This window comes from Ornithinibacter aureus, from assembly GCF_009858245.1.
Lineage (GTDB): Bacteria > Actinomycetota > Actinomycetes > Actinomycetales > Dermatophilaceae > Fodinibacter > Fodinibacter aureus.
In genome coordinates, this window is sequence record NZ_VMSB01000001.1 from 927,449 (window position 1) to 940,023 (window position 12,575).

Below are 12,575 nucleotides of genomic sequence, written 5' to 3' on the forward strand. Positions count from 1 at the left end.
TCGTCGCGGAAAACCGGGATCCGGGCGCGCAGAGCAACGCCGGGGCCGGCTGAGGGGGAGGTCCTGTGCGACACCGTGTCGTCCGGCCGAGGTGGCTGGGCCGGGGGTGTGGCCAGGTGCGCTCTTCCATTATAAAACGCGCGTGCCCATTCCGGCACATCGCACCGGGTGTCACCGGTGGCAATCGAGGTGCGCGAGAGCCGAGAAGGAGCAGACGATCAACTGTGCTCAGCCCGTCAGCTGTGCTCAGCCCGTCAGCCGTGCTCAGCCCGATCAGCCGTGCTCAGCCTTTGACGGCGAGCACCGCACAGGGAGCGTCGAGCAGAATGCGCTGGGCGTTGGAGCCCAGGATCAGCTTCCCGACCGGGGTGCGGCGCCGCAGGCCGATGACGATCAGGTCGGCGTCGGTGCCATTGGCGACGGCGATGAGGTCCTCGGCGGGCTCGTTGCCACGCACGAGCTGGCGGACCTCGAGCTCGAGGCCGTGGCCACTCAGCTCGTCGGTGACGCGCTGGAGCTCGGCCTCGGCAGTCTGGCTCGTGTCGTCGTCGTAGTCCCGACCACCACGGTTGGAGTTGATGACGACGAGCTTGGACTGGCGCAACCTCGCCTCCTCGACCGCTCGGGCGAGGGCTGCCCGCCCTTCCTTGGTCGGTACGAACCCGACGACGATGGTCACGATTATCCTCCTTGGGGGCGGGACTGCACTGTCTCGTGAATGACGTTACCGCAGTCAGGGAGCCCTCAGGCAGTGCCGAGCGAGCGCGCGATGACAGCACCGACCTGATCGGTCTCGATGAGGAAGCCGTCGTGGCCGAACCGCGACTCGATCACCGAGAACTCGGTGCCCGTCCTGGCCGCCACCATCGCCTCCGACAACCGCAGGGGGTACAGACGGTCGGTGGTCACCCCGGCCACGTGCAGCGCTCCCCGGTAGGCCCGGAGGGCGCTGGCCACTCCCCCGCGGCCTCGCCCGACGTCGTGGCTGTTCATCGCCTCGGTGAGCACCACGTAGCTGTTGGGGTCGAAGCGCCGAGCGAGCTTGGCTGCGTGGTGGTCAAGGTAGCTCTCGACGTCGTAGCGCCCTCCGCCACCGAGCGGGTCCTCGCCCGCCCTGGGCGAACGGCCGAACCGGTCGTCGAGCTCACCCTCGTGACGGTAGGTGGTGTGGGCGATCCGCCGGGCGATGCCCATCCCCGTGACCGGCCAGTCCTCGTACCCGTAGTAGTCGCCGCCCCGGTACGCAGGATCGGAGCGGATCGCCAGGAGCTGTGGCAGGCACCAGGCCACCTGGTCGGCCGTGGCGTACGGGGTCGACGCGAGCACGAGGGTGCGTTCGACGCGCTCGGCCTGGCCCGTGGCCCACTCCAGGGCACGCATCCCGCCCATCGACCCGCCGAGCACCCCGTGCCACCGCTCGATCCCGAGCGCATCGGCCAGAGCCACTTCCGCGGCCACCTGATCGCGGATCGTGATGAAGGGGAACCGGCCTCCCCACGGCCGACCGTCAGGGTCCGCGGATGCCGGCCCCGTGCTCCCCTGGCACCCACCGAGCACATTGCTCGCCACGACGAACAGTTCGTTGGTGTCCAGCGGCGCCCCCGGCCCGATCAGGCCCGGCCACCAGCCGGGTGACGCGTGCCCGGGGCCGACCTCACCCACGACGTGGCTGTCACCGGTGAGGGCGTGCTCCACGAGCACGGCGTTGTCCCCCGATGGCGAGAGCGTCCCCCAGGTCTCGTAGGCCACGGTCACGTCCGGCAGGACCCCACCGCGCTCGAGCGACAGGTCCCCCACGGCCGCGAACAACCGGTCCCCGACGGGGTCGCCTGCACGCCAGACCGCCGAGGTGGACCTCGTGGGGGTGGCTGTCATGACAGGTGCTCCTTGACCATCGCGCTTGCCGCACCGGGACGGGTGGGGCCGGGTCATCACCCGGGGCACCCCACCGCGAGGAGGGTTGCCGCCCAGCAAACCGGGGTTTGGCACTGGGACTCATGACCGGCCTCCATGCTAAACCGCCCCTGACCTGCATGTCCCAGTGCGTCCGAGTTCCGGTCAGCCCGCGCGGCCCAACCTGTCGTCGCCGCCCTGCGTCACCCCCTCCGTCGTGGTGATGGCGGGAAATCGGATGCCGCCGTCGATGAGTTTCGCGAGGAGCGCGGCCAGGCGGTAGTCGGGAGCGAGGAGTTGCGCCCGCTCGATCGCTGCACGCGCGATCGTTCCGTCCCCGCTGGCCCAGGCCACATGGGCCACGACCGTGCAGACGGCCGCCGCCTCCTGCGCTGCCTCGTCCGGCAGCGAGCGGCACAGCGAGACCAACCGCCGCAGCACCTCGTCACTGCCCTCGCCCGGCTCGCCGTCGAAGCCCATCCCTCCCCACGAGGGCATCGTCGACTCCAGCAGAAGCACGGCACCGCGGTGGAGGTCGGCGAGCGGCAGCACCCCGGGAGCCAGCCACGCGATGACGGCATCGCGCCAGGCGATGTCGTGCAACCCGAGCGCGAGGTCCGCAACGACGGTCGGCGACGGGCGCTGCCCACCACCATCGCGGGCCATACCGTCGGTAGGCGGTCGGCGCAGGACCTCCGCCCACGCCCGCGCGGAGCGACGACGCAACCGGCGACGCGGCATCCCCTCGCGTGCCCCGATCGCGGCGGCCACACCCGTGCTGGCGACGGGGTCGGCCCGGACCAGGTCGTCGACCGCGCTGCGCGAGAGCAGCGGGGCGCGCCCTCGTGCGACGTACTCGGCCACGCCCACCACATCGGCCGGGTCCGGAAGGGCGATTCCTTCCGCAGGACAGCAGTCCTGGTCACAGCGCGGGGAGTAGCGCCGGCCGTCCCTGACGACCAGGACGTCGAGCACATCGACGCCCACCTGCTCGAGGTGGTCGGCCACCGCGAGCGAGAGGGGGACGCTCGCGTCGACCCGGTCCTCGAACGACACGACGATGGCCGCGCTGGCGCCGTCGCGGACCATCGGCCCGGTGAGCCAGGTGGCGACCTCGGCCTCACGACCGGGTGGTGGGATGTCGACCCGGGCGACGAGCCCGAGGAGACGGCCACGGATGGAGACGACCACGACGCTGTCGCGCGGGTGGTAGCCCAGGTGATAGGGCAGGACCGAGACGATGTCGCCCGGCCCTCGAAGGGTGATGTCTGGTGTCATGACGACACCCTCCCCGCATGCGAGGAGGGTGTCAGGTCAAGGCCGAAGGGCCTGTGGACAAGGGTGCGTCAGCGCCCGGTTGTGGACAACCGCACCCGCAGCGACGCGGGCCCGGCGGACGTCAGCGGATGACGTCGCCGCGAACGGTGTGGGACGTCGAGGAGGAGCCGCCGGGGAACGCGTGCCCCGAGGAGGCGGCGTAGGCGGGCGAGACCTGCGCGAGCTCCCACTCGAGGAACGCCTCGGTCTCCTCGACGAACTGCGTGGCCAGCCATGCCATGACGAGCGCGTCGTCCGCGAGCCCGGCCAGCAGAACGAACTCGGGGATGAGGTCGAGCGGGGACACGATGTAGGCGAGGGCGGCGACCATGAGAGCGAGGCGGCCCTTGCTGATCGCGGTGTACTCCCCCGTGATCGCGGCCCGCACGAGTCGGGGGAAGGCCCCGGCACGCTCACCGAGCGAGGGGCCGCCGGGACGGATCGCGACGCGGACGGCCTGGTAGACGGCGGCGATGGCCGCGAAGCGCTTGGGTGATGCCATGGGTTCCTCCTGGGTCAAGCCGGTCACTCGTGGGCGTGGGTGCATCACGGTGCCGTTGTGCTCAACGAAGGACGTACGGCGGGTGATTCCCGTTCCCGGACCAGACGTGATGCGCGCCTCGCTCCTCAGGTGCCCCTCAGCGGCCCGACCGAGCAGGCCTCTGCAGCCTCAGCGCTCGATGGCGGGCGCCACCCGCGGGAACTGGTCCTTGGCGTTGCGGGCGAACCGGCTGAGCATGTACGCGTCGACGCCGCCACCGACGGCAGCGCCGACGACGGGCACGAGGCGCCCCAGCCGCGCGAAGGACTTGGTGCCGACCTGGGCGAGCAACCGGAAGCCGATGCCCTTCTGCACCACCATGAGCACCGGCCCGGGCAGTCGCTGCACGGCCAGGTTGGACAGCGTCCCGCCCGGCACGACGACGTTGGCCTTGCGCAGCAGGTCGTCGGCGTCGGCGCCGACGAGGGTGAGGAGCACGGCGGTGCGGATCTGCTCCGAGGACAGGTCGTAGCCGCGCACCTTGGCGATCGAGGCCGTCATGCGCGTGGCGAGCAGGTAGAACGCGAGCAGGTTCACCGGCAGCGCCAGCGGGAGGGTGATGAATCCACCGACGCTGGTCAGGAAGCCGGTGCCGGCCCCCTTGGTCACGTGGCTGCGAACGATCGCATCGACCGCCGCCTCGACGTCGCCGCCGTTCTCCCGCAGCGCCGCGTCGGCCTCGTGGGCGGCCGAGTCGAACCAACCCTTGCCGTCGACCCCGAGGTCGAGGATGTTCTGGACGAACTTCGTGGACTGGCGGTCCAGGACCCCTTGGTCCGCGCTAGCGGCCTGGGCCTGCTCGAGCGCGCTCCTGACGTCCTTGACCGCATCGCTCGTGCGGTCCCCGCCCTTGCCGGGAAGTGCCACGTCGTCCTCCTCGAAACTGGCCGGCGCCGCCCGTGCGGCGCGCTGGCATCGACTGTCCATCCTGCCACGCGGATGTCCGCCACCGGCCGGGACTGACGCACGCTGCGCCTACGCTGGCGCGATGATCCCCGGAGCCGTCGCGGCACTCGCCGTGACCCCTCGCGGAGCGGGTCGACGGTATGCGGCCCTCGTCCACGACGGCGGATGCGACGTCGTCGCCCTGGAGCAGGCTCCGGATGCCGTCCGCTCCCTCGACGCTCGCCTGTCGCCTCGGTGGGTCTGGTGGGCCGCCTCGGATGCCGCGGCACCGCTGGTGGAGGCCGGCATCCCTCTCGCGCGGGCCTGGGACGTCGCCGAGGCGCACCGGCTCCTGCACGGCGGGTGGAGCGCGACCGCCGGCGTGTGCTGGGCGGCCGCGCACGGCATCCCCACCGACACCGTGCCGGCGCCGCCCACCGGCGACCTCTTCGAGTTCGCCTCCGAGGGCGCGCCGCTCGCTGCCGACGCCTTGGTCGACGGTGCCGGGCACCTGCGCGGCGACCACGAGGCCTGGTTGCGCGACCCGGCCCACCTTCGGGCCTGGGCCCGCGCCGCCCTGGAGACCGCTCACCGGCAGCACGAAGCTGCGGCGGCGACGTCCGTTCGCCTGCCCTCGACGGTGTACTCGGAGTCGGCGGCCGCGCTGCTCTGCCTGGAGCTTCAGCGCGACGGGCTGCCCATCGACCGCGAGACCACTGAGGCGCTGATCGAGGGTGCCGCCGGACCGCGGCCGAGCACCGACGCCGACGAGGCGGCATCCCGGCGAGCCCGTGACGCGCAGGTGCTGCGGCTCGCTCCCGGCCGCGAGTCCACGGACCTGCGCAACCCGGTCCAGGTGCGTGAGCTGCTCGCCGCGGTCGGCGTCGACGTGCCGAACACCCGCAAGTGGGTGCTCGAGCCCTACCGGTCGGTCAACCCTGTCGTCGAGGCGCTGCTGACGTGGCGGCGTGACGAGCGGATCGCCACGACCTACGGGTACCGGTGGCTCGACGCCCACGTCGGTGCCGACGACCGCCTCCGTGGGCGCTGGACGGCGTGCGACGGTGCGGCCGGGCGGATGACGGCCGAGAACGGGCTGCACAACCTGCCGGCGGCCCTTCGTCCGGGCGTCGCGGCACACCCGGGGCACGTGTTCGTGCGGGCCGACCTCGGCCAGATCGAGCCGCGCGTGCTCGCCGTGGTGAGCGGGGATGCCGTGTTCGCGGCGGCCACGCAGGCCGACGACCTCTACGCCCCGGTGGCGCAACGGCTCGGGGTGGAGCGTCCGGTGGCCAAGATCGCGGTGCTGGCGGCGATGTACGGCCAGCGCAGCGGGGCCGCCGGGGAGGCGCTCAAGGGGTTGGAGCGGGCCTACCCCGTCGCGATGGGCCTGCTGGACCGCGCGTACGCCGCGGGGGTGCGCGGTGCACCGCTGCGCACGTACGGCGGTCGGCTCATCCCGACGGGGACCGTGCTCACCGGGGGCGGGGCCGGGGGCGCAGTCGCGGGTGGAGTCATGGGTGGCGTCGGGGCTGATCCGGCGCTGGACGCCGCCCGGGGCCGGTTCGCCCGCAACGCGATCATCCAGGGCGCGGCCGCCGAGCTGTTCAAGGCCTGGGCCGCGACGGTGCGGGCGACGACCCGCGACCTCGGTGCGCAGGTCGTGCTGTGCCTGCACGACGAACTGCTGGTCCACGCGCCGATCGAGCAGGCCGACGAGGTCGCGTCGCGGGTCGACCAGGCGTTGCAGGACGCCTCACGCCGGTGGGCCGGCGGGGCGCCGGTGCGGTTCGTGGCGGACACCTCGGTGATCCACCGGTGGTCCGAGGCCAAGGACTGACCTCGCCGGGGCTCAGCGTGGCCGGCCGTCGGATTATCGGGTGACCCGATAAAGCCCATCCTCACCCGACAAGGCTTCCACCGCGCAGTAGGGGGAAGTCGGGTGAAGTCTCCCCCGGTCAGCTGGTCTCGTCGTCGGCGACGTGGCGCAGGAAGTTCTCGAAGTCGGCGCCGAGCTCGTCGGCGGAGGGCAGCTGCGAGGCCTCGGTGGCAAGCAGGCTGGGGCGCTCCTTGCCCTCGAGGTAGGTGTCGTACTGCTGCTCCAGCGCGTTGACGACCGCACGGGCCTCGTCGTTGCCCTCGACCTCGGCGGCGATGGCCTGCTGGTTGCTGCGGGCACGCAGCACGAGGTCGTCGTTGGGCAGGTTCAGCCCGGTCACGTCGACCACGGCGTTCAACGCGGCGAGCGCACCCTCGGCCCACTCGGCGCCGGCGAGGTAGTGCGGCACGTGGATCGCGAACCCCACGGCCTGGTGGCCGGACTCGCCGAGCCGCATCTCGAGCAGCGCCCCGATGGAGCCGGGCACCTGGACACGGCCGAAGGGCGAGACGCTGTCGCCGATGAGGGTGGTGTCGGTCGCGTGGGCGGTCATGCCGACGGGCCGGGTGTGGGGCACGGCCATGGGGATGCCGTGGGTGTGCACCACGAGCGTGATCCCGAGGCGCACGACGAGCTCGCGCACCGCCTCGATGACGCGCTCCCACTGGTAGTCGGGCTCAGGCCCGGTGAGCAGGTAGTACGTCTGCCCGTCACGGTCGGCGAGGCGGTGCAGCAGCATCGTCGGGTCGTCGTACTCGACCCACCGGTTGGTGTCGAAGACCATGGCCGGGCGGCGTCCGCGGTAGTCCAGCAGCTGGTCGATGTCGAAGGACGCGACGACCTCGGGCTCACCCGTCTCCAGGAGGTGCCCACCGAGGACGGACTGGATCTGGCCGGCATCCACGAAGGCCCCGAGCGTGACGATGAGGACGCCGGGCCGGGGAACGGTGAGGTCGGCGTCGGTCTCGAAACGGTAGAGCGCGGAGGGGTTCAGCACGGCACGGCCTTTCGCGGGGGTGGAGCTCGTCTCCTGCCTGAACGTCCGGGCGCCCCCGTGGGATTCCCTTCCGCCGGGGGTCAAGGGGTCGGGGCAGGGGGCCGGTGGGTCATGGGTCATGGGGTAAAGGGGTGATCGCCGCGATCGCCGCGCGAACGCGTTTCTCGGACACCGGACGCGGCGTGCCGAGCGCCTGCGCGAACAGCGACACCCGCAGCTCCTCGATCTGCCAGCCGATGTCCACCACGTCGGCGGCACCGCGCCGCACCGGCGGCAGCGACTCGAGCAGGTCGGCATAGGCAGCCTCGACACCGTCGATCTGGGCCTGCAGCACCCCTTCACGGGCATTGGTCGCCGCCCGCTCGAGCCGGTGCTGCGCCGCGCGCAGGTACCGCTGCACGTCGCGCAGCCGGGCAACCCCCGTCGCGGCGACGAAGCCCGGCCGCACGAGACTGTCGAGCTGGGCACGCACGTCCGCCCTCGTCGCCGCGGTCCTGGCCGAGGTGGCTCCGCGCTCGAGGGTCGCCAACGTGGCGCGGACCTGGGCGGCCAGGGCGAGCACCGGTTCCACGGCCTCGACGACGACGAGCACGCGGGTGGCAGCGTGGGTGCGCACGGCCGACAGGGCCGCGTCATAGGCCTCCTGCGTTCGCACCTCTCCGGGCACGTGCTCGGCGACGATGTCGTCGACGGCCGCGTCGAGGCAGTCCTGGAGCAGCGCGGGGACCGAGCCGTGCGGGTTGTCGGCGAGCGCCAGCTTCTGGGCGTTGCTCAACCGGGCGAGCACCCGCTTCCACGGTGCGGTCGTGCCGAGCAGCAGCAACCGGCGGACCCCGGCCCGGTGCGCCGCGCGCGCGGCACCGGCATCCGGCAACACCCGCAACGCGACGCTCGCCCCCTCGTCGACGAGCGCGGGGAACCCCTGCACGGTCAGCCCGCCGGAGCGACCCTCGAAGGTCTCGGGCACGTCACCGACCGACCACGTCGTGAGGCCGGTGCGCTCCAGCGACGCCCCCGCCCGGGCCATGCCGGCGCGCACCGCTCCCCCGGCCTGCTCACGCAGGGCGTCGAGGTCCTTGCCGCGGGCGACGACGCGGCGGCCGGGGCCCTCGACGCTGAACGTGATCCGCAGGTGGTCAGGCACCCGCTCGACGTCCCACTCCTGCGGTGAGATGCGGATGCCGGTGCGCGCGTGGAGCACTCGCGCGAGTTCCGCGGTGAGCGGCCCACGCGACGGGTCAGCCTCGGCGAGCGCGGCGGCCGCGTGGTCAGGGGTCGGCACGAAGTGGCGGCGGGTGGCCTTGGGCAGCGACTTCAGCAGGGCGACGGCGAGGTCGTCGCGCAGCCCGGGCACCTGCCAGTCGAAGCCGTCGGAGGTCACCCGGTTGAGCACGGCCACCGGCACGTGGACGGTGACGCCATCGGCATCCGCACCGGGCGAGAACTGGTAGGTGACGTCGAGCTCGACGTCACCCTGGCGCCAGGTGCGCGGGTAGTCGGCGGCCGAGACCTGTTCACCGGAGTCGGCGGTGAGGATCTCCTCGGTGAGGGTGAGCAGGTCCGGGCGTCGCCTGCGCTCCCCGCGCCACCACCGGTCGAAGTGCCGCTCGCTGACGACGTCGGGTGGGATCCGGCTGTCGTAGAACGCGTTCAGCACCTCGTCGTCGACGACGATGTCCCGGCGCCGGGCCCGTTCCTCGAGCTCGGCGACCCGCGCGAGGGTGGCGAGGTTGCGCTTCCAGAAGTCGTGCTGGGGGTCCCAGTCCCCCTCCACCAGCGCAGACCGGATGAAGATCTCGCGGGCGGCCTCGGGGTCGATGCGGGCGTACTGGATGGTGCGGTCGGTGACCAGCGGCACCCCGAACAGCGTGACCCGCTCGGTCGCGACCGCCGCACCGGCCCGGCGGCTCCACCGTGGCTCGCTGACCGTGCGGGTGACGACGTGGGCGCCGGCCTCCTCGGCCCACTCCGGGTCGATCGCGGCGTTGACGCGCGCCCAGAGGCGGCTGGTCTCGACGAGCTCGGCGCTCATGACGACGTCGGGCTGCTTGCGGAACAGACCCGACCCCGGGCTGATGCCGAAGCGGGCGCCGCGGGCACCCTGGTACTCGCGCTTGACCTGGTCGCGCACCCCGACGTGCGAGAGCAGCCCGGCGAGCAGCGCCTTGTGGATGGTGTCCCAGTCGGGCTCGGCGTCGGGTGCCGAGGTCGCGACGTCGGGGTCGATGCGCACCGAGCGGCAGGCCGCCCGCAGCTGAGAGTGCAGGTCCTGCCACTCGCGGATGCGCAGGTAGTGCAGGTACTCGGCCTTGCAGGTGCGTCGGAACGCGCTGTGCGACAGCGCCTTCTGCTGGTCCTTGAGGTAGCGCCAGAGGGTGTGCAGGGCCTCGAAGTCGGAGCGCTCGCTCTTGAACCGGGCGTGCGACTGGTCGGCCTGGGCCTGCTTGTCGACCGGCCGCTCCCGAGGGTCCTGGATCGACAGGGCCGAGACGATGACGAGCACCTCGCGGGTGCAGCCGAGCCGGCCCGCCTCGATGACCATGCGTGCCAGCCGCGGGTCGAGCGGCAGTCGCGCCAGGGTGCGACCGGATGCCGTGAGTCGTCGCCCGCGGCCGCGGTGCCGGCCGCGCTGCTGCTCACCCTTCGCGTCACCGATGGCGAATGCCCCGAGTTCCTCCAGCAGGCGCACCCCGTCGGCGATCTGGCGCGGGTCGGGCGGGTCGACGAACGGGAAACGAGCGACGTCACCGAGGCCGAGGGCGGTCATCTGGAGGATGACCGAGGCCAGCGAGGTGCGCTGGATCTCGGGCTCGGTGAACTCGGGGCGGGCCTCGAAGTCCTCCTGCGAGTACAGCCGGATGCACACACCGGGGGCGATGCGGCCGCACCGACCGGAGCGCTGGGCGGCACTGGCCTGGCTGACCGGCTCGATGGGCAGGCGCTGGACCTTGGTGCGCTGGCTGTACCGCGAGATGCGGGCGGTGCCGGTGTCGACGACGTACCCGATGCCGGGCACGGTGAGCGAGGTCTCCGCGACGTTCGTGGCCAGGATGATCCGCCGCCCGCTGCCCCGGTGGAAGACACGGTGCTGCTCGGCGGCCGAGAGCCGGGCGAATAGCGGCAGCACCTCGGTGTTCGGCAGCTTCAGGGCGTTCAGGGCATCGGCGGCGTCGCGGATCTCGCGCTCACCGGAGAAGAAGGCGAGGATGTCGGTCGCCTCGGGGCTCGGCGGGGTCTCGGTCCACAGCTCCTCGACGGCCTCGACGACGCCGGTCACCTGGTCTCGTTCGGCGACGACGTGGCGACCTTCGGCGTGCAGCTCGACCAGCGGCCGGTAGCGCACCTCGACGGGGTGGGTGCGCCCCGACACCTCGATGACCGGCACCTCGCGCACATCGCGGCCGTGCTCGTCGGTCGCGAAGTGCAGGGCGAAACGCACCGGGTCGATCGTGGCCGAGGTGACGATGACCCGCAGCTCGGGCCGGCGCGGGAGCAGCTGCTTGAGGTAGCCGAGGATGAAGTCGATGTTCAGGCTTCGCTCGTGGGCCTCGTCGATGATGATCGTGTCGTAGCGGCGCAGGTCGCGGTCGCGCTGCATCTCGGCGAGCAGGATGCCGTCGGTCATCACCTTGACCCGGGTCGCGTCGCTGCTGTGGTCGGTGAACCGAACCTGGTAGCCGATGAGGTCGCCGAGGTCGACGCCCATCTCCTCGGCGATGCGTTCGGCCACCGAGCGAGCGGCGATGCGCCGTGGCTGGGTGTGCCCGATCTGTCCGGTCGCGCCGAGGCCCAGTTCCAAGCACATCTTCGGCAGCTGGGTCGTCTTGCCCGAGCCGGTCTCCCCGGCGATGACGACCACCTGGTGGTCACGGATCGCCGCGAGGATGTCATCGCGGCGCTCGACGACCGGCAGGTGCTCGGGGTAGCGCAGCTCAGCAGGATCCACCGGGCCCGGTACCGCAGGATCCACGACCCCCGGCGCAGCGGCATCCACCGAGCCCGGCGCAGCGGGACCTTCCACGCCCGATGCAGGGGCGTCGACGTGCTGGGCAGGCATCCCACCAGCCTAATTCGCCTCCTGCCTCCCCTGTGCCCCAGCGCCCCCCCGCATGGCGAGCTCATGCGCCACCATGGGGAGATGACGGCATCCGAGAAGCCAGCGACCGAGAACCCCGCGACCGACGGCGGCTCACTGGTGGAGCGCGCGAACTTCGAGGGCGCCACCTTCGTGCGCGCGAACTTCACGGGAGCGACCATCCGCTTCTCCGACGTCAGCGGGATGACGATGCGCAGCGTGGACGTCGGGGGGCTCGACATCGACAGCCACGACCTGGCGTTCGGCTCCCTGTTCGTCAACGGGGTCGACGTCGTGCCGTTGGTCGAGGCCGAGCTCAACCGGCAGTTCCCCGGCCGCGACCTGCAGAAGGCGACCACCCCGCAGGGCCTGCGTGAGGGCTGGGTCGCCGTTCAGGCGGCCTGGCGCAGAACGGTCGACGACACCCCGGCATCCCTCATCGACGCCCACGTCCCGGACGAGTGGTCACTGGCCCAGACACTGCGCCACCTCGTCCTGGCCACAGATGCCTGGCTGCGCTGCGCGATCCTCCAGGTGCCTGAGCCGTTCCACGAGATCGGCCAGCTGTTCACCGGCGCCGAGGCCATGGGGGTCGACACCTCCGCCTTCCGCGACGACGTGCCGTTCGAGGAGGTGCTGCGCGTGCGTGCCGAACGTCAGCAGATGGTGACCGCCTTCCTCGACGACGTCACCGAGGACACCTTGGCCGAGCAGCGCAACGACCCGTGGGGAGACGAGGACTGGCACCCGAGCGTCGGCGACTGCGTCCGGGTCATCCTCGAGGAGGAGTGGGCACACCTGCGCTACATCCGGCGCGACCTGGCCCTGCTCACCCAGCAGTCCTGACGCCCGCAGCGGTGGATGCTGGACGCTCAGCGCGCGCCCTGTGATGACGCGCCCTGTGATGACGCACCCTGTGATGACTCACCCTGTGATGACGCGCTCTGTCATGACGTGACCGGCGACGGGCCGACCGGTGACACGGCGG

General features: G+C 72.1%; 9 protein-coding genes and 1 riboswitch. Of the genes, 2 read left to right on the plus strand and 7 right to left on the minus strand.

The features are described 5' to 3' along the window. Positions 1–283 precede the first annotated feature (283 nt). From C8E84_RS04465 to C8E84_RS04485, 5 genes are all read right to left on the minus strand, one after another. The gene (locus tag C8E84_RS04465) at positions 284–679 is read right to left on the minus strand and encodes a universal stress protein (protein WP_159899833.1); all 396 of its coding nucleotides are present in this window, start codon (positions 677–679) and stop codon (positions 284–286) included. A gap of 65 nt (positions 680–744) precedes the next feature. After that, complete coding sequence (gene metX, locus C8E84_RS04470) at positions 745–1,875, minus strand: homoserine O-acetyltransferase MetX (protein WP_159899835.1); 1,131 nt, start codon at positions 1,873–1,875, stop codon at positions 745–747. 16 nt (positions 1,876–1,891) lie between these two features. After that, positions 1,892–2,003, minus strand: a riboswitch (SAM riboswitch). A 55-nt stretch (positions 2,004–2,058) separates the two neighbouring features. Next, complete coding sequence (locus C8E84_RS04475) at positions 2,059–3,171, minus strand: DUF4192 domain-containing protein (RefSeq protein ID WP_159899837.1); 1,113 nt, start codon at positions 3,169–3,171, stop codon at positions 2,059–2,061. A gap of 121 nt (positions 3,172–3,292) precedes the next feature. After that, positions 3,293–3,712, minus strand: coding sequence for a YkvA family protein (locus tag C8E84_RS04480; protein WP_159899839.1), 420 nt, complete (start codon positions 3,710–3,712; stop codon positions 3,293–3,295). 168 nt (positions 3,713–3,880) lie between these two features. Beyond that, entirely contained in the window at positions 3,881–4,618 is a 738-nt protein-coding gene (locus tag C8E84_RS04485) for an EcsC family protein (protein ID WP_246196775.1), read from the minus strand. Positions 4,619–4,739: 121 nt separating this feature from the next. On the opposite strand from C8E84_RS04485, the gene C8E84_RS04490 reads away from it, so the two are divergent. Then, entirely contained in the window at positions 4,740–6,476 is a 1,737-nt protein-coding gene (locus C8E84_RS04490; protein ID WP_159899843.1) for a DNA polymerase, read from the plus strand. 118 nt (positions 6,477–6,594) lie between these two features. On the opposite strand, the gene C8E84_RS04495 is transcribed toward C8E84_RS04490, so the two are convergent. Continuing rightward, positions 6,595–7,512 (minus strand): proteasome assembly chaperone family protein, encoded by a 918-nt coding sequence (locus tag C8E84_RS04495; protein WP_159899845.1) that lies wholly within the window; start codon positions 7,510–7,512, stop codon positions 6,595–6,597. A 109-nt stretch (positions 7,513–7,621) separates the two neighbouring features. Next, the gene (gene hrpA, locus C8E84_RS04500) at positions 7,622–11,569 is read right to left on the minus strand and encodes an ATP-dependent RNA helicase HrpA (protein WP_159899847.1); all 3,948 of its coding nucleotides are present in this window, start codon (positions 11,567–11,569) and stop codon (positions 7,622–7,624) included. An 81-nt stretch (positions 11,570–11,650) separates the two neighbouring features. On the opposite strand from hrpA, the gene C8E84_RS04505 reads away from it, so the two are divergent. Further along, positions 11,651–12,433, plus strand: coding sequence for a DinB family protein (locus tag C8E84_RS04505; RefSeq protein ID WP_159899849.1), 783 nt, complete (start codon positions 11,651–11,653; stop codon positions 12,431–12,433). Positions 12,434–12,575 lie beyond the last annotated feature (142 nt).